The sequence below is a fragment of the Phreatobacter sp. genome (assembly GCF_051860605.1).
GTDB lineage: Bacteria > Pseudomonadota > Alphaproteobacteria > Rhizobiales > Phreatobacteraceae > Phreatobacter.
Window position 1 is genome coordinate 64,273 of sequence record NZ_JBHYDR010000012.1, and the last position, 23,208, is coordinate 87,480.

The following is a 23,208-nucleotide window of genomic DNA, read 5'->3' on the forward strand; positions in this document are numbered from 1 at the left end:
GGAGCGCCTCAGCCGGGCAGCCCCAGAACCTTGCCGATGGTCAGCATGTCGCGCCAGGCCAGTCGCTTGGCGGCCGGCTGGCGCAGCAGATAGGCCGGATGCAGCGTGGCGATGGCCTGGATGTCGCGCCCGCCGGCCCGGAAGGTGGTCAGCCGGCCGCGGACCTTGGTGATGCCCTTCAACCCCAGCAGCGTCTCGGTGGAGGGCGCACCGACGCAGACCAGCAGGTCGGGGGCCTTCAGCTCGATCTGCCGGCGGATGAACGGCTCGCAGATAGCGATTTCCTGCGGCGTCGGGGTGCGGTTGCCGGGCGGCCGCCACGGAATGATGTTGGCAATATAGGCATTGGCCATGCGGTCGAGCCCGATGCTCGCCAGCATGCGGTCGAGAAGCTGGCCGGACCGGCCGACGAACGGTCGCCCCTCCATGTCCTCCTCCCGCCCCGGCGCCTCGCCGACGAACATGACGCGCGCCGCGCGCGACCCGTCCTCGAACACGGTGCGGGAGGCCGTGGTCTTCAGCGCGCAGCCCTCGAATGCCTCCAGCGCCGTGCGCAGTTCATCGAGCGTCGAGGCGGCGGCCGCCGCCTCGCGCGCGGCGAGCACGGCCGCCTCCGGAGACGGCGGCGCGCCCTCCCCGCTCACCGCGACGGCAGCCCGTGCCGGCTCGACGCGAGGCGCCTCGCCCCGGCCGGTCAGGGCGGCGGGGCGGCTCCGCGAAGGTGTCGCGGGTTCCGGCGAAACGGGCCGGGAGCGCCGCGCGGTCTCCTCGGCAGCGGAGGCGGCGAAGCGGTCCACCGGCGCCTCCTCGATCGCCAGATCGATGCCGGCGTCGCGGTAAAACAGGAGCAGCGCCTCCAGGGCGTCACGCTGTCGCGGGTCGAGGGCGGAACTGTCGGCCATGCCTTCCTATAGCAGAAGGCCGGAGCGCTGCGACCCGCCCCGGCCCGGCCTCGACTGCCCGAACGGGGCAGGAGGCGATCAGTATGGTGCGCCTTCAGCGGCGCGGCATGGCCACCTGTGCCGGCTCGGAGCCGCCGCCGTTCAGCGACACCCACTGGTTGGGGTCGGTCTGCGCCTGGCGCTTGATGAACCGGTAGCCGGTTCCATGCCACAGCTTCATCTCGTTGGTGAAATTGTCGAGCACATAGTCGCCGCGATTGGTCACCACGGTCAGCACCGCGTGCCCCTCGCCATTGTGATCGCGCACGACGGTGATCAGCAGCGCCTCGCGCGGAAATCCCATGATGACGAGGCGGCGCTTCTTCTCCAGCACCAGATCCTCGCAGTCGCCCTTCCCGTCCACCGGATAGGTCCAGTATTCCTCGACGCCGAAATGATCGAGGTCGGAGACCTGCTCGATCTCCCGGTTCACCTGGATATTGACCCGGGCGATCTGGGCGAAGGCAGCCGGCGTGAGCTGCACCTCGCGGGCCCTGGCAAAGCGCATGCGGCACTCGGCGGCGTTCTCGGCGCAGAACTGCACCCAGCCGATCGGCGGCGATGTGATGGCACCAGCCGGCAGGGAGGCCTGCAGGCGGCGTGTCTCGGCCGTCTGGGCGGATGCGGCCCAGGGGGCCATCGAAACCAGAACGGCGGCTGCAACAATAAACGCAAGGCGACGCATGAAGGATGAACCCTCGTACCGACGATGACTGCCCTGCGACCCGGGGCCATTAATCTCCTGTTAATGATTGCGGCTCAAGCGTGACGTTAAGATATCGTTAACGGACCTTAATCGAACGTAAACGGACGGGCTGCGGCCCTGCATCCGACGGTCGGCGCGTTGTCACCGCGCCCAGCCCGTGCTTTAGAAACCGACCAAAGTCGCAAGCAGCGCGGCCTTTGCCGGCCGCGGAACATGGGGACCATGCCGATGACCACGGAACAGGATCTGCCCGAGCGCGAGGGCATGGACTATGACGTAGTGGTGGTCGGCGGCGGACCGGCGGGCCTTGCCACCGCCATCCGGCTGAAGCAGCTGAATGCCGATCTCACCGTGGTCGTCGTGGAGAAGGGCTCGGAGGTCGGCGCCCATATCCTGTCGGGTGCGGTCATCGACCCGGCCGGCCTCGACGCCCTGCTGCCCGACTGGCGCGAGGATCCGGACCGGCCGCTGAAGCAAGAGGTCACCGACGACCGCTTCTACTTCCTCGGCCCGGCCGGCAGCCTGCGCCTGCCCAATGTCATGATGCCGGGGCTGATGAACAACCACGGCAATTTCATCGGCTCGCTCGGCAATGTGACCAAGTGGCTGGCGGCCCGCGCCGAGGCGCTGGGCGTGGAAATCTATCCCGGCTTCGCCGCCGCCGAGGTGCTGTTCGACCACGGCGGCGCCGTGCGTGGCATCGCCACCGGCGACATGGGCATCGCCCGCGACGGCGAGGTCACCGACCGGTTCACCCGCGGCATGGAGCTGCGCGGCAAGTACACGGTCTTCGCGGAAGGCGCGCGCGGCCACCTGACCAAGCAGTTGATCCGCACGTTCCAGCTGGACGAGGGCCGTGAGCCGCCGAAATTCGGCATCGGCCTGAAGGAAGTCTGGCAGGTCAGGCCGGAGAACCACAAGCCGGGGCTGGTCCAGCATTCCTTCGGCTGGCCGCTGGACATGAAGACCGGCGGCGGCTCGTTCCTCTACCACGCCGAGGACAACCAGGTTTATGTCGGCTTCGTCGTCCACCTGAACTACGAGAACCCGACGCTTTCGCCCTTCGACGAGTTCCAGCGCTTCAAGCAGCACCCCTCCGTGCGCCCCATCCTGGAAGGCGGCAAGCGCCTGTCCTACGGCGCGCGCGCCATCACCGAGGGCGGCTGGCAGTCGGTGCCGAAGCTCGCCTTCCCGGGCGGCACGCTGGTCGGCTGCGCGGCCGGCCTCGTCAACGTGCCGCGCATCAAGGGCTCTCACAACGCGATCCTGTCGGGGATGCTGTGTGCCGAGCATCTGGCCGAGGCGATCGCTGCGGGGCGCGAACACGACGAGCTTGCGAGCTATGAAGGCGCCTGGCGCTCCTCGGCCATCGGCAAGGACCTGTGGACGGTGCGCAACGTCAAGCCGCTCTGGTCGAAGCTCGGCACGATCGGCGGCGTGATGCTGGGCGGCATCGACATGTGGTTCAATTCGCTGCTGCGCTTCTCGCCCTTCGGCACGCTGAAGCACGGCAAGCCGGACCATGCCACGCTGAAGCCGATCGACCAGGTCAAGCCGATCGTCTATCCGCGGCCCGATGGGGTCATCTCCTTCGACAAGCTGTCGAGCGTGTTCCTGTCGAACACCAACCACGAGGAGGATCAGCCGATCCACCTCACCCTGAAGGACCCGGCGGTGCCGATCCGCGACAACCTGCCGAAATATGGCGAGCCGGCCCGGCTCTATTGCCCGGCGGCCGTCTATGAGGTGGTCTATGGCGACGAGGCCGCGAAAACCGACCCGAAATTCGTGATCAACGCGCAGAACTGCGTCCACTGCAAAACCTGCGACATCAAGGATCCGGCCCAGAACATCAACTGGGTGACGCCCGAGGGCGGCGGCGGGCCGAACTATCCGGGGATGTGACCCGGCAGAGGCAAGGGGCGCCGCAAGGCCCCTCCCGGCCTGCCCGGCGCCGGTTCAGGTCCGGTTGATGGAGATGCCGCCTTCCACCGCCAGGGCCGACCCGGTGACGAAGCTGGAGGCATCCGAGGCGAGGAACAGCGCAGCCTCGGCGATCTCGCCGGGCTCTGCGAGGCGCTTCAGCGGATAGAGCCCCTCCACGAAGCTGCGCATCTCCGGCGTGGTGATGACCTGCCGGCCCATCGGCGTGTCGGTGCCTCCGACGAGCAGGACATTGGCCCTGATCTTTTGCGGCCCGTATTCGGCGGCCACGACCTGCATGAGGCCGATCAGCCCGGCCTTGCTGGCGGCATAGGCCACCATGCCGGGAAAGCCGACCGTGTGACCGACGAAACTCGATGTGAACAGGATCGAGCCGCCGCCGCGCGCGATCATGGCCGGCACCTGATGCCGGATCCCGAGGAACGAGCCGGTCAGGTTGACGTCGACGGCCTCCTGCCAGCCGGTCCGGGAGACCGTGGCGGCAGGCCCCATCTCACCCAGCGCGCCGGCATTGTTGAACGCGATGTCGAGCCCGCCGAAGCGCTGCTGCGCCAGCGCAACCGCTGCCTCTGCGACGTCCTCGCCTGCCACATCGCCGGCCAGGGTCGCGATCTCGCCGCCGGCCGTGCCGATGTCGCGCGCGAGCGCATCGAGGCCCGCCTGCCCTCGCGCCACGGCCACGATCCGGCATCCTTCCGCGGCGAACAGCAATGCCGCGGCCCGGCCGATGCCGGAGCTTGCGCCCGTGATGATGGCCACCTTGTTCTGAAGTCTGGTCATGGAATGCTCCTGTCGGGCGACCGTTCTGTCGCCGTGAGCAACCCATCGACCGGCACGGCCCCGGCCGCGACCCGATCTCTCCACCCGTTTTGTCGGGCAGCCCGCGCGGCCGTTACCGCCCCACCCGGTGGAGCACCATGCGGTGGCCGTTCTGGCAGCGCGTGGTCAGCCGGTTCGGCGCCTCGACCGTCACCGCGCAGCGCGTTTGAGGCATGGGACGGCCGTTGTCGCAGACGCCGCGGAAGTTGAGTTGCGACGTCCGGCCGGTCCAGCGCCCCCTGCCCTCGGTGCCGCAGCGGCCGGCGGCGGAATGGCGGAACAGTTCGCGGGCGATGATCGTGGCGCGCTGGGACCGGATCTCGACCGCCGGCTGGCCGCCGGGCTGCGCCGCCCACAACCCGGTGAAATCCTCGATGCGGTGACCGCCGCCTACCTGCGGGGGTCGCTGCTGCTGCGCCAGAGCGATCCCCGGCACGAGGGCGATAAGGGAGGCGAGAAGGGCGGTGCGAAACATCATGGCGATCATCCCGGGACGGCCGGCATCCATGGCCAAGGCTTGCGGCGAATCCGTGTCGCCAGACTAGCGCCTCGCGGCCCGGCAGGCGACGGCGCAGAGCCAGCTCCGCCTGCGCGCGTGCCTTGCGTGCAGGCCGGGGGACGACTACCCCTGCGCTGTTCCAACCGCTCGCCCCGCCATGCCCGTCACCCTGACCATCGCCGACCTGACCGAACGCTTTCCCGCGTTCCGCGTGGCTGTGCTGCTGTGCGAGGACCTGCGTATTCCGGCCGAACGGCCCGCCGCCCTCGACAGCCTGATCGCTGAACGCGAGGACGCGGCCCGCGCCGCCCATGCCGGCCGGGATCTCGCGGAGATCGACGGCATTGCCGCCTGGCGCGCGGCCTATCGCTCCTTCGGCATCAAGAAGACCAGCTACGGCTGCTCGGTGGAGCGGCTGATGAAGAATGCCCTTGCCGGCCGGACCCTGCCCTCCATCAACGCCTTCGTCGACGCCTACAACGCGGTCTCGCTGGCATCGGTCGCCTGTTGCGGCGCCGACGATCTCGACAAGACGACCCCGCCCTTCGCCTTCCGCTTCGCCCGGCCCGGCGACAGCTTCATCGACATGGGCGCGGAGGCCGGCGAGGATCCGAACGATCCACCGAAGGAGGGGGAGGTCGTCTATGCCGATGCCCGGCATGTCCTGTGCCGGCGCTGGAACTGGCGCCAGGACGCCCGCACGATCATCACGCCGGCGACGCGCCGTGCCATCCTGACCATCCAGACCAATGGCTCGGGCGACCTCGATGCGGCGGTAGCCGATGCGACCGACCTGCTCGGCCGCTTCTGCGGCGCTCGGGTGTCGGTTGCAGTCGCCGACCGGTCCAGTCCGGCCGTCGCGCTGGGCTGACCCCGCCCGTCCGGGCTCGCAGCCCTCGGTTCACCGGCCTATAGTCCCGCCCGCCCGGCGCGGCAGGCTCCGGAGCGTTGAAGGAGGAGACCCCGATGATCCGCACTGCAACGGCCGTCTGGAACGGCACCGGCCGCGACGGCAAAGGCCGCCTGACCACCGATTCCGGCGTCCTCGCCGACACCGCCTATTCCTTCGTCACCCGCTTCGAGAACGAGAAGGGCACCAATCCCGAGGAACTGATCGCGGCCGCCCATGCCGGCTGCTTCACCATGGCGCTGGCCTTCGGGCTGCAGAAGGCCGGTCTGACCGCGACCGAACTGAAGACGAGTTGCGCCATTTCCGGCGAGCGGGACGATGTCGGCTTCAAGGTGACGAAATCGGCGCTGACGCTGGCCGCCACCGTCCCCGGCGCCGACCGCGAGGCCTTCGCGGGCCTCGTCAAGACCGCCAAGGAGACCTGCCCGATCTCGCGCCTGCTGAACGCCGATATCTCGCTCGACTGGACGCTCGCCTGAGCGGGCGGTGCCGCACCCCGGCCTGCGACCGGCCGGGGTGCCGATTCATTTCACTTGAACCATTCGGATAAAGCCGGCCTCAACGATCCTCTGCCAGACTGTCTTTCCCGGGAGGACAGAGGATCGATGGCCGACGACTTCGCCATGAACTTTCGCCGCAACCGCGGCGCGGCCCCTGCGCCCGCCGAGCGGCGGGACGGCAGCACCTCCACGGTGCTCATCGTCGCTGTCGCCCTCATGGCCGGATTTGGCGGCTTCTGGTTCCTCTCCGGCGGCACGTCGCTGCCACTGCCGAGCCTCGCTTCCATTCCCGGCATCTCGTCCATTCCGGGCTTCAGCGCGCAGAAGGCCGCGGCGCCGGTGCCGGCAGGCCCCTCCGGTCCGCGGTTCGTGGCGCCCGTGGCCGGTGTGAGAGAAAGCGCCGGTGCCGGCCTGACCGGCCTGGCCACGTCCGGCCGCCTCGCCCTGTCCTACCTTCCGGTTGGCCCGGTGGTGTTCCGCATGCCGGCGGCGACCGTCGAGGTGGATGGTCCCCGCCTGATGCCGCCGCCCATCGGCCGGGCCCGCACCGAGCGGGCCGTGCTCGACCATGGCGCGGTGCTGGCCCGCGAGCTTGCCAGCCTCTCGTCTGCCGCCTGCGACAGCCACCTGCGCCATCTGGCCGCCGCCAACGTGACCCTGTTCATCGCCGGGTTCTTCCCGCCGCGCACGCCGATCAATGCCGCGGCCTCGCCCGACACGGCGTTCTGGCAGCGCCCGGAGGCCAGCACCATCCGGCGCACGGTGGCCGATCTTGCCGCCATCGGGGCCTTCGCCCAGTCCGACTTCGGGCTTGACGCCTCTCCGCAGGCCAAGGGCCTGTTCGTCGGCGTCGGCCAGCAACGGCCCGCCTGCACATGACCCATGGGCAGGTTATCGCTGACAAGACCGTGATCGCCCCGCTTTCGCCGGAATTGCCCGGCGCTATGCGTCCGTTGTGATCCTGACCCATGGGATTCGTCATGCCGCCCGCACTCCTCGGCGTTGCCGTCGCCGCCATCGCCATCGTCGCCTATGCCATGGTCCGCAAGGCCATCGCGGCCCAGCCACAGCCGAAGCCGGTTCGCGCCGACCAGCCGATCCGCAAGTTGCGCCGTGACCCCGTGACGGGCGAATATCGTCCCTGAGGCCTGGACCGGCCCGCGGCGGTTGACCCCCTCGCACCCGGTCAGTATGGGTCGGCTCCGCTCGTCCCGACAGGCCGCACCGCGATGTCTTCAGCCCACCTGCCCCCGCACATGCGGCCCGAACGCTCGTTCCAGGGCCTGATTCTGGCGCTCCAGACCTTCTGGGCGGAGAAGGGCTGCGTCATTCTCCAGCCCTACGACATGGAAGTCGGGGCCGGCACCTCCCATCCCGGAACGATGTTGCGCTCGCTGGGCCCGCGTCCGTGGAACGCTGCCTATGTCCAGCCCTCGCGCCGGCCGAAGGACGGCCGCTATGGCGAGAACCCCAACCGCCTGCAGCACTATTACCAGTTCCAGGTCATCCTGAAGCCCAATCCGCCCGACCTCCAGGAGCTCTATCTCGGCTCGCTGGAGGCCATCGGCCTCGACCCCCGGCTCCACGACATCCGCTTCGTCGAGGACGACTGGGAGAACCCGACGCTCGGCGCCTGGGGCCTCGGCTGGGAGTGCTGGTGCGACGGCATGGAGGTCAGCCAGTTCACCTATTTCCAGCAGGTCGCCGGCATCGAATGCGCGCCCGTATCAGGCGAACTGACCTATGGCCTGGAGCGCCTTGCCTGCTACCTGCAGAATGTCGAGAGCATCATGGAGCTGAACTTCAACGGCCGCGAGGGGCCTGAGAAGGTCACCTATCGCGAGGTGTTCCTGCAGGCCGAGCAGGAATATTCCCGCTACAATTTCGAACATGCCGACACCGCCGCCCTGTTCCGCCGGTTCGCCGAGGCCGAGACCGAGTGCCGGTCGCTGCTCGAGAAGGGCGAAGGCGGGGACCGGCACCTGATGGTTCAGCCCGCCTATGACCAGTGCCTCAAGGCCGGGCATGCCTTCAACCTCCTGGATGCCCGCGGGGTCATCTCGGTGACCGAGCGGCAGAGCTACATCCTGCGCGTGCGCGAACTGGCAAAGGCCTGCGGCGCCGCCTGGCTGAAGACCGAAGCCGGGGGGATGGCGGCATGACCGGGCCGTCACGCCGCGTCATGGTCGCGGGCCTTGCCGTGCAGGCCTGGCTCGTGCCGGCGACACCCCGCGCCCAGAGTGCCGACGATCCGGTCGCCACCGTCCGCGGCCTCTACGGCCGACAGCAGGGCACCAGCGACCAGCCCTTCCTGTCGGCGCGGCTGAAACGTCTGTTCGACGAGCAGATCGCCCGCTCCCGCCAGGCCGACGAGGTCATGCCCGGCCTCGATTTCGACTATGCCTGCGGCTGCCAGGACTATGACGAGGGCTTTCGCACCACGCTGCGCCTGACGGCCGGTACCCGTGACGCCGCCAGCGCCGAGGTGGTGGCCACCTTCCGCCTGTTCGATCAGGACAGCGAGATCCGCTTCGATCTCACCTACGAAAACGGTCGCTGGCTGATCGACGACGCGCGCCGCACCGGCACCGACGGATGGACGCTGTCCCATCTCCTCCAGATGCAGAATTGATGACGGCGCCATGCCCGACCTCCTTCTCGAACTTCTGTCAGAAGAAATCCCGGCCCGCATGCAGGCCGATGCCGCCGCGCATCTGAAAAAGGCGGTCACCGACGCCCTGGTGGCGAAGGGCTGCCTCTACGAGGGCGCGCGCGCCATCGTGACGCCGCGGCGCATCGCGCTGTCGGTCCACGGCCTGCCGGCCGCCTCGCCGGACGTCCGCGAGGAGCGCAAGGGCCCGCGCGTGGGCGCGCCGGACGCGGCGATCCAGGGCTTCCTGAAGAGCGCGGGTCTCGCCTCCATCGACGAGGCCACCATCCAGTCCGACCCGAAGAAGGGCGACAGCTATATCGCCGTCATCAACAAGCCGGGCCGGCCCACCCCCGAGGTGATCGCCGAGATCGTGCCCGACGTGGTGCGCGCCTTCCCCTGGCCGAAATCCATACGCTGGGGCGCGGCCTCGGTCTCGCCCGGCTCGCTGCGCTGGGTGCGGCCGCTTCAGTCGATCCTCTGCACCTTCGGGCCGGAGACCGAGGAACCGGAGGTCATCCGGTTCTCCATCGACGGCATCGCCTCGGGCGAGGAGACGCGCGGCCACCGCTTCATGGCGCCCGCCCCGTTCCGCGTGCGGCGCATGGACGATTATCTGACCGGGCTGGAAAAGGCCTTCGTGGTGGCCGACCCGGAGGAGCGCAAGCGCCGCATCCTCGCCGACGCCAAGAACCTCTGTTTCGCGCAAGGGTTCGAACTGGTCGAGGACGAGGGCCTGCTGAACGAGGTCGCCGGCCTTGTCGAATGGCCGGTGGTGCTGATGGGCTCCTTCGAGGAAGCCTTCCTCACCATCCCCGACGAGGTCATCCGCGCCACCATCCGCGCCAACCAGAAGTGTTTCGTGGTGCGCGACCCGAAGTCCGGGCGGCTGGCCAACCGCTTCGTGCTGACCGCAAATCTTGAGGCCAGCGACGGCGGCACCGCCATCGTCGCCGGCAACGAGCGCGTCATCCGCGCGCGGCTGTCGGACGCGCTCTATTTCTTTGAGACCGACCAGAAGCCCCTGCCCGGCTATGAGGACAAGGGCAAGCCGCTGGACCAGCGCATGGCGAAGCTGCGCGCGCTCAACGTGGTGTTCCACGAGAAGCTGGGAACGCAGGGCGAGCGCGTGGAGCGCATCAAGGCGCTGGCCCGCCACATCGCGCCGCTGGTCGGTGCCGACCCGGACCTTGCCGAGCGCGCCGCGGAACTCGCCAAGGCCGACCTGATGACCGAGGTGGTCGGAGAGTTTCCCGAGGTGCAGGGCCTGATGGGGCGGAAATATGCGGCGCTGCAGGGCGAGCCCGAGAGCGTCTGCATCGCCATCGAGGACCATTACAAGCCGCAGGGGCCGTCCGACCGCGTGCCGACGGACAAGGTGGCGGTGGCTGTGGCGCTGGCCGACAAGCTGGACACGCTGGTAGGCTTCTGGGCCATCGACGAGAAGCCGACGGGGTCGAAGGATCCGTTCGCGCTGAGGAGGGCAGCGCTGGGGGTGATCCGGTTGGTGGCTGAGAATGACACCAAGATTAGTCTCTACCGGAATCTACCCATCCTTTTTGTTCAGCCGTTGATTTCGCAACTTTATGAGGGTTTTCTCCGTCTGTCGAAAGAGTCTGCGTCGACCATACACGATCAGGGAGAAAAACTGATCCGTGATCTGCCGCTTGTTCTGGCATTCCTTGACAGCGATGGATTGTATTCAAAATTCAAGTCGGACTTCTTTGCATTTATGGAAGCTCATCGTAGCGAGGTCGGAGACTGGGCCAAGCCATATCCTTATCAGATGGAGATTATTGATAGGATCGTTCGTCAGACTTATACGCTCGATGGGGAAATGCTTAGTCCAGATCAAAGCCAAGAGGCGCTTGAGAAGGCATTCGCCATCAAGGCCCTTTCCAACCGTCTGATTGAAGGATCGTCCATTGTTCTAAACGAACGCGAAGGGTTTTTATCGGAAACGATACTTGACGGATTGAAAGTTCCGCTAGACGGCCGATATCCGGAATTGTGGCGCTTTGCGTTAGATCGCACCAAAAATCTACTCTCCTTCTTCCACGACCGCCTGAAGGTCCTGCTCCGCGACCAGGGCCAGCGTCACGACCTCGTCGATGCCGTTCTGGCATCCGGCGAGGGCAATGACGACCTCCTCCTCGTCGTCCGCCGCGTCGAGGCGCTCACCGCCCTGCTCGGCACCGAGGACGGGAAAAACCTGCTCGCCGGCACCAAGCGGGCCATGAACATCCTGCGCATCGAGGAGAAGAAGGACGGCCGCACCTATGACGGCGCGCCGGATGCCGCCCTCGTCCACGACAAGGGCGTCCCCGAGGAACGCGCATTGTTTAACCTGTTAAACAGTGCCACGACCCACGCCCGCGACCATGTCGCCCGGGAGGATTTCGCCGGCGCCATGAAGGCGCTCGCCGAGCTGCGCCCGGCGGTCGATGCCTTCTTCGAGAAGGTCACCGTCAATGCCGAGGATCCGGCGCTGCGCGAAAACCGGCTGAAGATGCTGGCCCAGCTGCGCGCTGCAACCGCCACGGTGGCGGATTTCTCGAAGATCGAGGGCTAAGGCGGCGGCCACGCCTTCGCCTATCGCCCGGCCACCTCGACGAGCAGCGCGCGCAGGGCCGGCGTCGGCTGGCCGTAGGTGAGTGCGAGATCCTTGCCCACCCAGCGGGCCCAGGCCTGGCTGCCGTCGTCGCGGAACAGCACGAACAGGCGGTTGTCCTCGCAGGCCTGCGGCCGGCACACCGCACCGGCCAGATAGCGCACGCCGTCGCGCTCGATGGCCCGCGTCGGCAGGACCGTGCCCTCGCCGCCGCCGCCGAACACGTGGACCCAGCGGTCGATATTGCGCTCGCGGCGGAACACCCCGTCCCAGGCTTGCTTGAAGGCGGGCCGCTGCAGCAGCACGTCGATCCCCGGCAAGGGTTCCTGTGCCGGCAGCGAACCGGTCGCAACGCCTGTCGCGATGGCTGCAAGGAGCAGCCGCCTCGTCACCCCGCCAGCCACGACCTGCCTCCTGATGCAGCAACCGCCGGGGTGGCCCGGCGTCCCTTATGCCTAGCGCGCGAACTTCTTGTACTGGATGCGCTTCGGAATGGTGGAATCGATGCCGAGGCGGCGCTTCTTGTCCTCCTCGTAGTCCTGGAAATTGCCTTCGAACCATTCCACGTGGCTGTCGCCCTCGAAGGCGAGGATATGGGTGGCGATGCGGTCGAGGAACATGCGGTCATGGCTGATGATGACCGCGCAGCCGGCATAATCCTCCAGCGCCTCCTCCAGCGCCCTCAGCGTCTCCACGTCGAGATCGTTGGTCGGCTCGTCGAGGAGCAGGACATTGGCGCCGCGCTGCAGGATCTTGGCCAGATGCACGCGGTTGCGCTCGCCGCCGGAGAGCTGGCCGACCTTCTTCTGCTGGTCGCCGCCCTTGAAGTTGAAGGCGCCGCAATAGGCCCGGGCATTGATCTCGCGCTTGCCGAGATAGAGGATCTCGTTGCCGCCTGAGATTTCCTCATAGACCGTCTTGGTGGCGGCCAAAGCGTCGCGCGACTGGTCGACATAGCCGAGCTTGACGTTGTCGGCGATGATGATCTCGCCGGAATCGGGGCTTTCCTGCCCGGCGATCATGCGGAACAGCGTCGTCTTGCCGGCGCCGTTCGGGCCGATGATCCCGACGATACCGCCCGGCGGCAGGCGGAACGACAGGTTGTCGATCAGCAGCTTGTCGCCGAACGCCTTCGACAGGTCCTTGAACTCGATGACATTGTTGCCCAGCCGCTCGGCGATCGGGATGATGATCTGCGCGGTGGTCGGGCCGGCCTCGGCCGCCTTCTTCACCAGGTCGTCATAGCGCTGGATGCGCGCCTTGTTCTTGGCCTGCCGGGCCTTCGGCGACGAGCCCATCCACTCCGCCTCGCGGGCCAGCGTCTTCAGGCGCGTCTCCTCCTCGCGACCCTCCTGGATCAGCCGCTTCTGCTTCTGCTGAAGCCACGAGGAATAGTTGCCCTCATAGGGAATGCCCTTGCCGCGATCGAGTTCGAGGATCCAACCGGTGACATTGTCGAGGAAGTAGCGGTCGTGGGTGACGATCAGGATGGCGCCCGGATAGGTGCGCAGGTGCCCCTCCAGCCAGGCCGTGGTCTCGGCATCGAGATGGTTGGTCGGCTCGTCGAGCAGCAGCACTTCCGGCTGGTCGAGCAGCAGGCGGCACAGCGCGACGCGGCGCTTCTCGCCGCCCGAAAGCTTGTCCACCGACCAGTCGTCCGGCGGGCAGATCAGCGCGTCCATGGCCTGATCGACCTTGCTGTCGAGGTCCCACAGGCCCTGCGCCTCGATCTCGTCCTGGAGCCGGGCCATCTCGTCGGCGCCCTCGTCCGTGTAGTTCATGGCCAGTTCGTTGTAGCGGTCGAGGATCGCCTTCTTCGCCGCCACGCCCAGCATGACATTCTCGCGGACATTGAGGCCCGCATCGAGTTGCGGCTCCTGCGGCAGGTAGCCGACGCGCACGCCGTCCGCCGCCCAGGCCTCGCCGGTGAACTCCTTGTCCAAGCCGGCCATGATTCGCAGAAGGGTCGACTTGCCCGAGCCGTTGACGCCGAGCACGCCGATCTTGGCATCCGGGTAGAACGACAGATGGACGTTCTCCAGCACCTTCTTGCCGTTGGGATAGGCCTTGGTCAGGCCGGACATGTGATAGGCGAACTGGCGGGCCATGAAGGGTGCGTCCTCGGCTGGGCCGCGCCGGACGGCGGCGCGGGTCGATCGTGTCCTGTCGGAAGGGTTGGCCGCGAGATAGCGGCCGGACCGCCGGGAAGCAAGGCAAGACCCGGAAATTTCCCAACATGACGCTGCGACACTGGCTGGTAACAATGCCGCCCGACTATGGCCTCGCCCGCGCGTGCGGGAGAGGGGGAATGGGAGACATCGACATGACCGGACTTCGCTTCATTGCCGCCGCTGCCGCGCTTGTGGGCTCGGTTTCGCTGGCTGGCGCCCAGCAGATCACCGGCACCTACCAGGTGATCGGCGACAACGCCAACGGCACCGGCTATCGCGGCGTGGCGCAGATTTCCGGGACGGCCGGCGGCAATTGCTCCATCCGCTGGCAGATCGTCAACACGCCGCCCACCCAGGGTTTCTGCATGCGCCAGGGCAATGTCCTGTCCGCCGCCTATCGGCTCGGCAACGCCATCGGCCTCGTCGTCTACCGGATCGGCAATGACGGGGTCCTGAACGGCACCTGGACGGTGGCGGGCCAGGAAGGCGTCGGCCGCGAGCGACTGGTGCCGCAGCGCTGAGGCTTTACAGGCCGCGCAGGAAATCGAGCAGGAGGCGCGAAACCTCCTCCGGCCGCTCCTGCTGGATCCAGTGCCCGGCGCCGGGGATGACATGCACACCCCGGCAGGCGGGCAGGGTGCGCGGATAGGCATCGAGCTGCGCCCGGGTGGCGGGGAAATGCATGACCCCGTCCTCGGCGCCGGCAATGAACAGGGCGGGCTGGCGGATCGGTTCGCCGCGCCACGCTGCCGTCAGGCGGACGTTTCGCCGGAGGTTGCGATACCAGTTCAGTCCGCCGCGGAAGCCGGAATGGCGGAAAGCGGCCGCCATGGCGTCGAGATGGGCGTCGGTGAGCCAGGACGGCAGTTGCGCGGGAACGTCCATGTTCTCCATGAGCCCGCCGGGCGTCTTCAGCCTGATCATGCTCTTGCGGCGGTCCTGCCGCCCGCCGGTGCCGTCGTTGTAGATGCGCTTCAGGCTTTCGCGCGGATCGGCGTCGAGCTCGGCCTCGGCCACGCCGGGCACCTGGAAATACTGGATGTAGAAGTCGCGGATGCCCTGTTTCTCCAGCGAGGTGAGCAGGTCCGTCTGCGCCGGCGGCGTCCACGGCACGCTCATGCCGACGACGGCGCGGAAGATGTCGGGCCGCAGCAGCGCCGCATGCCAGGCAACCGGCGCGCCCCAGTCGTGGCCGACGATCACCGCCGAGGTCTCGCCCAGCGCCTTGACCAGCGCCACCTGGTCGGCGACGAGGTCGAGGATCGTATAGCGCTCGATCTCGGCCGGGGCATCGGTCTCGCCATAGCCGCGCATGTCGGGCGCGACCGCCCGGTAGCCGGCCGCGGCGAGGGCGCCGATCTGGTGTTGCCACGAGGCCCAGCCCTCCGGCCAGCCGTGGCAGAACAGCACGAGCGGGCCCGATCCCGCCTCTGCATAGCGGATCGTGATCTGGTTGGCGGTCACGGTGCGGAGCACGGTCTCCGGCGCGCGGGAAGCGGTCATCGGCCCCTCCGGGGGAATGGTTCTGGCCGTCAGGCTAGCCCAAGGCGGCGCGCCGTCCTCCCGGCCCGAAAGGGGGATACCGCTTGACAGTCAGGCCGGCCGGCATCAACTTAACCTGATGGTTAAATCTCATGCCGAAACACTGGACCGCACCTTCGCGGCCCTCGCCGATCCGACCCGCCGTGCCATGGTGATGCGCCTCGGCGAGATGCCGGACCTGTCGGTGAGCGAACTTGCGCGCCCCTTCCCCATGTCGCTGCCGGCGGTGATGAAGCATCTCGACGTGCTGTCCGATGCGGGGCTCGTCATCCGCACCAAGACGGGGCGCACGGTCCATTGCCGCCTCGCGGCCTCGCCGATGCGCGAGGCCATGGACTGGCTCGCACGCTACGAGCGGTTCTGGACCAGCCAGCTCGACCGGCTGGAAGCCTTCCTCGAGCAGGAATGAGCCTTCTGTCCGCTCTGCCCGCGCTCAACGCACCGGCAGGCACAGGACCGAACCGGCCGGCGCCAGCGTCACCGAGGCCATGGCAAAGGCGGTGATCGCAAGCCCGATGACCCGGCCCGCCAGCGGGCGCGTCGCCATCCCCTTGAGCGCGACGAGGCCGAGCGTCGAGGCCATCACCGCCGGCACCGTACCGAGCCCGAAGCCGAGCATCAGGCTCGCCCCGCCCGAACCGGTCCCGGTCAGCATGGCGGTGAACAGGGCGCCATAGACCATGGCGCAGGGCATGAAACCCCACAGGACGCCGGTGGCGACCGGCGCGCCGGCCCCGAATGCCGGATGGCGCCCGGCAAAGCTGACGAGCGCATGACCCACGGGCGCCGCCAGCCGGTCGAACCCGAGCATGGCCGGCACGATGCCGGCCGTCGACAGGCCGATCCAGCCGAGCGTTGCCGCCGCGGCCCACTGGAGCACCCGATAGGCTGCCGCCTGATCGAAGGCGCCCGCGAGCGAAGACCCGAACAGGCCGAGAATGCCCCCGGCTGTCGCATAGGCGAGGACGCGGCCAGCCTGGGTCAGCGCAAGAACGCGGGTGCGCGTCGCCGGATCGGCATCCGGCGACCCGATGAACAGCACGGCCGTGCCGATGGCGCCGCACATGCCGGCGCAGTGCAGGCTGGAGGCAAGGCCCAAAAGGAGCCCGGCAAGGATCGGCCACTGATGATCCATGGTGGCGGATATCCTCGTCCGGCGCGGTCAGACCGCCGTCGAATGGCGGCCGGCCCGGGCGAGATGGGCGTCGAACACGGAGGCGACGACACGCACGAAGGGCTGGCCCGCCTCGGGAACGGTCACGCGACGGCCCTCGCGCGCCACCAGGCCCTCGTCCTCCAGCGCGACAAGCCGCTCCATATCCGCATCGAACAGGCTTGCCGGAAGACCGAACCGGTCCGCCTCGGCATCGAGATCGGCAGCGAAATCGCACATCAGCCGCTCGATCACGGCCGCCCGGACGCGGTCCTCCTGCGACAGGGCAAGGCCGCGAACCGTCGCAGGCTCGCCGCGGTCGATGGCCCGCTGGTATCCTGCGATATCGGGCGCGTTCTGGACGAAGCCCTGCGGCAGACGCCCGATGGCCGAGGCCCCGAACCCGATCAGGGCATCGGGCGCATCGGTGGTGTAGCCCTGGAAGTTGCGACGCAGGTGACGCTCCCGGGCGGCGACGGCCATGGGGTCGGCCGGCAGGGCGAAATGGTCGAGACCGATCGGCTGGTAGCCAAGCCCCGCAAGCGCCGCGCGTGCCAGCGCCGCCTGGCGGAACCGGCCCGCCGCATCCGGCAGCGCAGCGGTATCGATCAGCCGCTGGTGGGTCTTGAACCACGGCACATGGGCATAGCCGAACAGCGCGATGCGATCGGGCCGGAGCGCGCCGGCAAGGGTGATGGTGGTGACGAGATCGGCATCGCTCTGGTGCGGCAGGCCATACATCAGGTCGAAGGCCACGGCACCGATGCCGGCACCGCGCAGGGCAGCGACAGCCACCTCCACGACCGCATAGGGCTGCACGCGGCCGATGGCGGTCTGGACATGGGCGTTGAGGTCCTGGACGCCGAGGCTGGCGCGGGTGACGCCCATCCCGGCAAGTGCGTCGGCCAGCGGCCCCGTGACCTGGCGCGGATCGAGCTCGATGGCGTGCTCGTGGCCTTCCTCCAGGGTGAAGCGCCGCCCGAGGCGCCCGGCAATCTCCGCCAGACCCTCTGCGCCGAGCATGCTCGGCGTGCCCCCGCCCCAATGGATATGGCGGACCGTGCGGGCGGGCGTCGCCGCCGCGATCAGGTCGATCTCCGCGAGCAGCCGGCGCTGATAGGCGCGGACCGGCGCGTCGCGCGCGACCACTTTGGTGTGGCAGCCGCAATAGGCGCACATCGCCGCGCAGAACGGCACATGCAGGTAGATGGAGAGGTGATCGTCGGGCGACAGCGCCTCGAGCCAGCCGCGACAGGTTGCGCCATCCACCTCCGGCCCGAAATAGGGCGCCGTCGGGTAGGACGTGTAGCGCGGCACCGCCCGCTCGGCGAGTTCGATGCGCTTGGCCGGAAGGTCGGTGGAAAGCGGGTTCGGTGTCATCGTCGCCATGGCGTTGGGGGGTTGCCCGTTGACGCAGGCGGCCAGGCCGCTTTGCCCGGTCACGTCAGCCGATCCGGCCCGCCTCCGCGTTGATCCGGATCAACGGCGCCCGGCGCCAAGGGGCCGGCATGGCGCCCCGGCCGATGCTGCACCGCACAGGTTGATTCACATCAATGTTCCCGACCGGCCCTCTGCGATGGTCGGCCGCGATGCGGATGAGCGGCCGGCGTCATGCCGTGGATTCGCGATCGGATGCTGGGGACCCCTATGACGGCGATTTCAACCAAGACTGTCTCCGCCACGGAGGCGATGAGCATGGTGGCCTTCCTGGCCACGGCCCTGCTGTGCCTGATCATCGCCTCCGGCTCGGTCGACAGCGGCTATACGTTCCACGCCCTGCTGAGCGCGGCCGCCTCCATCGGGGCCATCTTCCTCATCGCCAATCGCTATGCGACCCGGCCCGCGACGGTGCCGCAGGAGATCGACGGCCGGCCGAACTACAATATGGGCCCGGTCAAGTTTGCCGCCATGGCCGCCATGTTCTGGGGCATTGCCGGCTTCACGGTCGGCGTCGTCATCGCCTCGCAGCTGGCCTGGCCGGCGCTCAATTTCGACCTGCCCTGGATCAATTTCGGCCGCCTGAGGCCGCTGCACACATCGGCCGTGATCTTCGCCTTCGGCGGCAACGTGCTGATCGCGACATCGCTCTATGTCGTCCAGAAGACCTCGCGCGCGCGTCTGGCCGGCGAGATCGCGCCCTGGTTCGTGGTGCTCGGCTACAACTTCTTCATCGTCATCGCCGGCACCGGCTACCTGCTGGGCATCACCCAGTCGAAGGAATATGCCGAGCCGGAATGGTATGCGGACCTGTTCCTGACCGTCGTCTGGGTCGCCTATCTGCTGGTGTTCCTCGCAACGCTCTGGAAGCGCAGGGAACCGCACATCTTCGTGGCGAACTGGTTCTATCTCGCCTTCATCGTCACCATCGCCGTGCTGCATCTGGGCAACAACGCCGCCATGCCGGTGTCGATCTACTCGCCCAAGAGCTACAGCCTCTGGTCGGGCGTGCAGGATGCCATGTTCCAGTGGTGGTACGGGCACAATGCGGTTGGCTTCTTCCTGACCGCCGGCTTCCTCGCCATCATGTACTACTTCGTGCCGAAGCGGGCGGAGCGGCCAATCTATTCCTACCGGCTGTCCATCGTCCACTTCTGGGCGCTGATCTTCCTCTACATCTGGGCCGGCCCGCACCATCTCCACTACACGGCGCTGCCCGACTGGGCGCAGACGCTGGGCATGACCTTCTCCGTCATGCTGCTGATGCCGTCCTGGGGCGGCATGATCAACGGCCTGATGACGCTCTCGGGCGCCTGGGACAAGCTGCGCACCGATCCGGTGCTGCGCATGATGGTGGTTTCGCTCGCCTTTTACGGCATGTCGACCTTCGAGGGTCCGCTCATGTCGATCAAGGCCGTGAACTCGCTGTCGCACTACACGGACTGGACCATCGGCCATGTCCATTCCGGTGCGCTCGGCTGGGTCGCCTACATCTCGTTCGGCGCGCTCTACTGTCTCATTCCCTGGCTGTGGCAGCGCAAGCTCTATTCGAACCGGCTGGTCGAATGGCACTTCTGGGTCTCCAACCTCGGCATCGTGCTCTACATCTCGGCCATGTGGGTGGCCGGCATCATGCAGGGCCTGATGTGGCGCGCCTACACCGCGCTCGGCTTCCTCGAATACTCGTTCATCGAGACCGTCGAGGCCATGCACCCCTACTACGTGATCCGCATGCTCGGCGGCGTCCTGTTCCTCGCCGGCGCGCTGATCATGGTCTTCAACATCTTCATGACGGTGAGCCAGGGCGAGGCCGAGGAGGCCGAAGCCCGGCCCGCTCTCGTCCCGGCCCAGTGAGGAGGGCGGACCATGTCGCTCTGGAACAAGCATGCCATCTTCGAGAAGAACTCGATCATCCTGGTCATCGGTATCCTGATTGTCGTGTCGATCGGCGGCCTGGTGGAGATCGCGCCGCTCTTCTACCTCAGGAGCACCATCGAGCGGGTCCAGGGCGTCCGTCCCTATACGCCGCTCGAGCTTGCCGGCCGCAACATCTACATCCGCGAGGGCTGCTACAACTGCCACAGCCAGATGATCCGCCCGCTGCGCGACGAGGTCGAGCGTTACGGACACTATTCGCTGGCCGCCGAGAGCATGTTCGACAAGCCCTTCCAGTGGGGCTCCAAGCGCACGGGGCCTGACCTTGCCCGCGTCGGCGGCAAGTATTCCGACGAGTGGCATGTGGCCCACCTCGCCAACCCGCGTGCGATCGTGCCGCAATCGATCATGCCCGGCTATGCCTTCCTGGCGCAGGCCGAGGTCAACGTGAACCTGATCGCCTCGGACATGGTCGCCAACCGGCGTGGCGGCGTGCCCTATTCGGATGAGCAGATCGCCAATGCGGCGCAGGACATGCGCGCCCAGGTCAATCCCGACAGCGACCATGTCAGGGCCCTCCAGCAACGCTATCCCAATGCCACCGCACGCAATTTCGGCGGCAACCCGGCCGCCGCGCAGGGCGTCGTCACCGAGATGGACGCGCTGGTCGCCTACCTGCAGGTGCTCGGCACCATGGTCGATTTCAAGACCTACGACGCCCGCGCCAACATGCGCTGACCCCGGAGCGAACCCATGAGCACCTATTCCACGCTCGCCAGCTTCGCCCAGACGGCGGGGCTTCTCTACTTCATCGCGATGTTCCTCGCCGTCGCCGTCTATGCGTTCTGGCCGCGCAACAAGGCCCGCTTCGACGACGCCGCCCAGATCCCGCTCCGGGAGGACTGACCCATGGCCGACCACATGAAGCCCGAAATCGACGCCGCGACCGGGCGCAGCACCACCGGCCACGAATGGGACGGCATCAAGGAACTCAATTCGCCCCTGCCGAAATGGTGGCTCTACATTTTCTACGCCACCATCGTCTGGTCGATCGGCTACTGGATCGTCTATCCGGCCTGGCCGCTGGTCACGACCCACACGAAGGGCCTGTTCGGCTATTCCTCCCGCCAGGACGTCGCGCAGGACCTCGATGCCCTCCGCACCCTGCGGGCCGGGCGGAGCGCTGCCCTCGCCTCGACCCCGCTGCCCGACATTGCAAAGGATCCGGCCCTGCTGACCTTCGCGCTGGCCCAGGGCAAGGCCGCCTTCGGCGACAATTGCGCCCCCTGCCACGGCACCTCGGCCACCGGCTCGCCCGGCTATCCGAACCTGCGCGACGACGTCTGGCTGTGGGGTGGCAGGATCGAGGACATTCACCAGACCATCGCCCACGGCATCCGCAATGCCGACGACCGCTCGCGCCAGGGGCCGATGCCGGCCTTCGGCGGTCCGAACGGCGCGCTCAAGCCCGAAGAGATCGTCCAGGTGGCGAATTTCGTCCGCCAGCTCTCCGGGCAGTCCACGCGCGCCGGCGTCGACCTCGCCAAGGGCCGGGAGCTGTTCGCCACCAATTGTTCGAGCTGCCACGGCGACGAGGGCCGCGGCAACCAGGAACTCGGCGCGCCGAACCTGACGACACCGGTGGCCATCTATGGCCTCGACGAGCGGACGATCATCCAGACGATCACCCAGGGGCGCGCCGGCGTCATGCCGGGCTGGGCCGGCCGGCTGGACGAGACCACTGTCAAGGCCCTGGCCGTCTACGTTCACGCCCTCGGCGGCGGGCGCTGACGCCCGCTTCGGTCGGTCGCGCCCGTCGCGCGGCCGGTCCCGCCGCCGCCGGAACGCTGCCATTTCCTCCCGGCTTGCGGCAGGTCAAGGCGCCGGCCGCGCAATCGGCCATGGATGGCAGGACACGCGCGCCGAAGGTGCGCCCTCCCCCGAGGATCCCATGCGGGACGCTGCTGCCCACCCAGTCCATCTTCCCGAACCCTCGGGCGTGCCGGCCGATGACGAGCCGCTCTATGCCTCGCGCCTGCACGTCTACCAGCAGGGCGTGAAGGGCCGCCTGCGCACCATCAAGTGGGCGGTGCTGTTCGTCTGCCTCGGCCTTTATTATTTCCTGCCGTTCCTGCGCTGGTATCGCGGCCCCAACCAGCCGGACCAGGCGGTGCTGGTCGACCTGGCCCACAACCGTTTCTATTTCTTCTTCATCGAGATCTGGCCGCAGGAGGTCTACTACTTCACCGGCCTGCTGGTGCTGGCCGCTCTCGCCCTGTTCCTCATGAACGCCGTCGCCGGCCGCGTCTGGTGCGGCTATCTGTGCCCGCAGACGGTCTGGACCGACCTGTTCATGGCTGTCGAGCGCTGGGTGGAAGGCGAGCGGCGCGAGCGGATCATCGCCGACAGCCAGCCGCTGACCGCCGCAAGGGCCGGCCGCAAGGTGCTGAAGCACTTTCTCTGGCTGATGATCGCCTGGTGGACTGGCGGTGCCTGGGTGCTCTATTTCGCCGATGCCCCGACGCTGGTGAAGGACCTCGCCACCTTCCAGGCCCCGATGGTGGCCTATCTGTGGATCGGCATCCTCACCTTCACCACCTACACGCTGGCCGGCCTGATGCGCGAGCAGGTCTGCCTCTACATGTGCCCCTGGCCGCGGATCCAGGCCGCGCTGACCGACGAATATGCGCTCAACGTCACCTATCGCTACGATCGCGGCGAGCCCCGCATGTCGGCCAAGGCGGCGGTGAAGGCGCGCGAGGCGAGCCAGCCGGCGGGCGACTGCATCGACTGCAGGCAATGCGTCGTGGTCTGCCCGACCGGCGTCGATATCCGCGACGGCTCGCAACTCGGCTGCATCCAGTGCGGCCTGTGCATCGATGCCTGCAACACCGTCATGACCAAGGTGAACCGGCCGCTGGGCCTGATCGCCTACGACAACGACGTCAATATCGAGCGGCGCGCCAACGGCCTGGACGAGACCTATCCCATCGTCCGCTCGCGCACCGTCCTCTATGCCGGGCTGATCGCGCTCGTCGGGCTCGTCATGCTCTACGGGCTGATGACGCGCTCGTTCACCGACATGTCGGTGCTGCACGACCGCAATCCGCTGTTCGTCCAGCTCTCCGACGGCTCGATCCGCAACAGCTACACCGTTCGGATCCTGAACAAGCGGGCGCTGCACCGCGTCTTCGTGCTTGCCGTCGACAACCCGCCGCTGGCCCGCGCCAATGCGGTCGGCATCACCACCACGGCCGGAGACTGGCCCGTCATCGACGTCGCGCCCGATGCCACGCGCGAGCTCATCGTGCATGTCACCGTGCCCAACGGCGCCAGCCTGCCGGCGTCATCGCCGATCACCTTCCGCATCACGGAGCTCGGCTCGGGCGAGCGCGTAACCACCCGCGACCACTTCATCGCCCGCTGACCCCCGCAGAGCGACTGAATCAG

General features: G+C 67.8%; 24 protein-coding genes. 15 read left to right on the plus strand and 9 right to left on the minus strand.

Going from position 1 to position 23,208, the window contains the following annotated elements; all coding sequences use genetic code 11:
- Nucleotides 1-8: 8 nt before the first annotated feature.
- Nucleotides 9-902 carry a uracil-DNA glycosylase gene (locus tag ACTIFS_RS18820; RefSeq protein WP_439575656.1) on the minus strand — a complete coding sequence of 298 codons (894 nt, stop codon included), beginning with the start codon at nucleotides 900-902 and terminating at the stop codon, nucleotides 9-11.
- A gap of 94 nt (nucleotides 903-996) precedes the next feature.
- Nucleotides 997-1,626 carry a transglutaminase-like cysteine peptidase gene (locus ACTIFS_RS18825; protein WP_439575657.1) on the minus strand — a complete coding sequence of 210 codons (630 nt, stop codon included), beginning with the start codon at nucleotides 1,624-1,626 and terminating at the stop codon, nucleotides 997-999.
- Between the two features lie 249 nt (nucleotides 1,627-1,875).
- Here ACTIFS_RS18825 and ACTIFS_RS18830 point away from each other — a divergent pair, with 249 nt between their 5' ends.
- Entirely contained in the window at nucleotides 1,876-3,552 is a 1,677-nt protein-coding gene (locus ACTIFS_RS18830) for an electron transfer flavoprotein-ubiquinone oxidoreductase (RefSeq protein WP_439575658.1), read from the plus strand.
- Between the two features lie 54 nt (nucleotides 3,553-3,606).
- Here ACTIFS_RS18830 and ACTIFS_RS18835 read toward each other — a convergent pair whose 3' ends face one another.
- Entirely contained in the window at nucleotides 3,607-4,371 is a 765-nt protein-coding gene (locus ACTIFS_RS18835; RefSeq protein ID WP_439575659.1) for an SDR family oxidoreductase, read from the minus strand.
- Nucleotides 4,372-4,483: 112 nt separating this feature from the next.
- Entirely contained in the window at nucleotides 4,484-4,888 is a 405-nt protein-coding gene (locus tag ACTIFS_RS18840) for a hypothetical protein (RefSeq protein ID WP_439575660.1), read from the minus strand.
- A gap of 178 nt (nucleotides 4,889-5,066) precedes the next feature.
- On the opposite strand from ACTIFS_RS18840, the gene ACTIFS_RS18845 reads away from it, so the two are divergent.
- From ACTIFS_RS18845 to glyS, 7 genes are all read left to right on the plus strand, one after another.
- Complete coding sequence (locus tag ACTIFS_RS18845; protein ID WP_439575661.1) at nucleotides 5,067-5,780, plus strand: B3/B4 domain-containing protein; 714 nt, start codon at nucleotides 5,067-5,069, stop codon at nucleotides 5,778-5,780.
- Nucleotides 5,781-5,875: 95 nt separating this feature from the next.
- The gene (locus ACTIFS_RS18850) at nucleotides 5,876-6,298 is read left to right on the plus strand and encodes an OsmC family protein (protein ID WP_439575662.1); all 423 of its coding nucleotides are present in this window, start codon (nucleotides 5,876-5,878) and stop codon (nucleotides 6,296-6,298) included.
- Nucleotides 6,299-6,424: 126 nt separating this feature from the next.
- Nucleotides 6,425-7,198: a hypothetical protein gene (locus ACTIFS_RS18855; protein ID WP_439575663.1), complete on the plus strand. Its 774-nt coding sequence runs from the start codon at nucleotides 6,425-6,427 to the stop codon at nucleotides 7,196-7,198.
- 101 nt (nucleotides 7,199-7,299) lie between these two features.
- Nucleotides 7,300-7,464, plus strand: coding sequence for a hypothetical protein (locus ACTIFS_RS18860; protein WP_439575664.1), 165 nt, complete (start codon nucleotides 7,300-7,302; stop codon nucleotides 7,462-7,464).
- 84 nt (nucleotides 7,465-7,548) lie between these two features.
- The gene (locus tag ACTIFS_RS18865; protein WP_439575665.1) at nucleotides 7,549-8,481 is read left to right on the plus strand and encodes a glycine--tRNA ligase subunit alpha; all 933 of its coding nucleotides are present in this window, start codon (nucleotides 7,549-7,551) and stop codon (nucleotides 8,479-8,481) included.
- A complete protein-coding gene (locus ACTIFS_RS18870; RefSeq protein WP_439575666.1) occupies nucleotides 8,478-8,951 on the plus strand; it encodes a DUF3828 domain-containing protein in 474 nt (157 codons plus the stop codon). The genes ACTIFS_RS18865 and ACTIFS_RS18870 overlap by 4 nt, the downstream gene beginning before the upstream one ends.
- A 10-nt stretch (nucleotides 8,952-8,961) precedes the next feature.
- A complete protein-coding gene (glyS, locus tag ACTIFS_RS18875; RefSeq protein WP_439575667.1) occupies nucleotides 8,962-11,541 on the plus strand; it encodes a glycine--tRNA ligase subunit beta in 2,580 nt (859 codons plus the stop codon).
- Between the two features lie 20 nt (nucleotides 11,542-11,561).
- Here glyS and ACTIFS_RS18880 read toward each other — a convergent pair whose 3' ends face one another.
- Nucleotides 11,562-11,984, minus strand: a complete 423-nt coding sequence (locus tag ACTIFS_RS18880; RefSeq protein WP_439575668.1) for an Ivy family c-type lysozyme inhibitor — start codon at nucleotides 11,982-11,984, stop codon at nucleotides 11,562-11,564.
- A gap of 51 nt (nucleotides 11,985-12,035) precedes the next feature.
- On the minus strand, nucleotides 12,036-13,688 hold the full coding sequence (gene ettA, locus ACTIFS_RS18885; RefSeq protein WP_439575669.1) for an energy-dependent translational throttle protein EttA: 1,653 nt from the start codon (nucleotides 13,686-13,688) through the stop codon (nucleotides 12,036-12,038).
- A gap of 215 nt (nucleotides 13,689-13,903) precedes the next feature.
- On the opposite strand from ettA, the gene ACTIFS_RS18890 reads away from it, so the two are divergent.
- Nucleotides 13,904-14,272: a hypothetical protein gene (locus ACTIFS_RS18890; protein WP_439575670.1), complete on the plus strand. Its 369-nt coding sequence runs from the start codon at nucleotides 13,904-13,906 to the stop codon at nucleotides 14,270-14,272.
- A 4-nt stretch (nucleotides 14,273-14,276) separates the two neighbouring features.
- Here the strand turns inward: ACTIFS_RS18890 and ACTIFS_RS18895 are convergent, their stop codons facing one another.
- Nucleotides 14,277-15,254 (minus strand): alpha/beta fold hydrolase, encoded by a 978-nt coding sequence (locus tag ACTIFS_RS18895; RefSeq protein WP_439575671.1) that lies wholly within the window; start codon nucleotides 15,252-15,254, stop codon nucleotides 14,277-14,279.
- Between the two features lie 118 nt (nucleotides 15,255-15,372).
- Here ACTIFS_RS18895 and ACTIFS_RS18900 point away from each other — a divergent pair, with 118 nt between their 5' ends.
- Complete coding sequence (locus ACTIFS_RS18900) at nucleotides 15,373-15,702, plus strand: ArsR/SmtB family transcription factor (RefSeq protein ID WP_439575672.1); 330 nt, start codon at nucleotides 15,373-15,375, stop codon at nucleotides 15,700-15,702.
- 24 nt (nucleotides 15,703-15,726) lie between these two features.
- Here ACTIFS_RS18900 and ACTIFS_RS18905 read toward each other — a convergent pair whose 3' ends face one another.
- Together ACTIFS_RS18905 and hemN are read right to left on the minus strand one after the other, a co-directional pair.
- On the minus strand, nucleotides 15,727-16,428 hold the full coding sequence (locus ACTIFS_RS18905) for a sulfite exporter TauE/SafE family protein (RefSeq protein ID WP_439575673.1): 702 nt from the start codon (nucleotides 16,426-16,428) through the stop codon (nucleotides 15,727-15,729).
- 27 nt (nucleotides 16,429-16,455) lie between these two features.
- A complete protein-coding gene (hemN, locus tag ACTIFS_RS18910; protein ID WP_439575674.1) occupies nucleotides 16,456-17,889 on the minus strand; it encodes an oxygen-independent coproporphyrinogen III oxidase in 1,434 nt (477 codons plus the stop codon).
- 204 nt (nucleotides 17,890-18,093) lie between these two features.
- On the opposite strand from hemN, the gene ccoN reads away from it, so the two are divergent.
- The 5 genes from ccoN (at nucleotide 18,094) to ccoG (ending at nucleotide 23,185) form a co-directional block, all read left to right on the plus strand.
- Complete coding sequence (gene ccoN, locus ACTIFS_RS18915; RefSeq protein ID WP_439575675.1) at nucleotides 18,094-19,737, plus strand: cytochrome-c oxidase, cbb3-type subunit I; 1,644 nt, start codon at nucleotides 18,094-18,096, stop codon at nucleotides 19,735-19,737.
- 12 nt (nucleotides 19,738-19,749) lie between these two features.
- Nucleotides 19,750-20,496: a cytochrome-c oxidase, cbb3-type subunit II gene (gene ccoO / locus ACTIFS_RS18920; RefSeq protein WP_439575676.1), complete on the plus strand. Its 747-nt coding sequence runs from the start codon at nucleotides 19,750-19,752 to the stop codon at nucleotides 20,494-20,496.
- A gap of 15 nt (nucleotides 20,497-20,511) precedes the next feature.
- The gene (locus tag ACTIFS_RS18925; protein ID WP_439575677.1) at nucleotides 20,512-20,664 is read left to right on the plus strand and encodes a cbb3-type cytochrome c oxidase subunit 3; all 153 of its coding nucleotides are present in this window, start codon (nucleotides 20,512-20,514) and stop codon (nucleotides 20,662-20,664) included.
- A gap of 3 nt (nucleotides 20,665-20,667) precedes the next feature.
- The gene (ccoP, locus tag ACTIFS_RS18930; protein WP_439575678.1) at nucleotides 20,668-21,549 is read left to right on the plus strand and encodes a cytochrome-c oxidase, cbb3-type subunit III; all 882 of its coding nucleotides are present in this window, start codon (nucleotides 20,668-20,670) and stop codon (nucleotides 21,547-21,549) included.
- A 160-nt stretch (nucleotides 21,550-21,709) separates the two neighbouring features.
- Complete coding sequence (gene ccoG / locus ACTIFS_RS18935; RefSeq protein WP_439575679.1) at nucleotides 21,710-23,185, plus strand: cytochrome c oxidase accessory protein CcoG; 1,476 nt, start codon at nucleotides 21,710-21,712, stop codon at nucleotides 23,183-23,185.
- The last annotated feature ends 23 nt before the right edge of the window (nucleotides 23,186-23,208 follow it).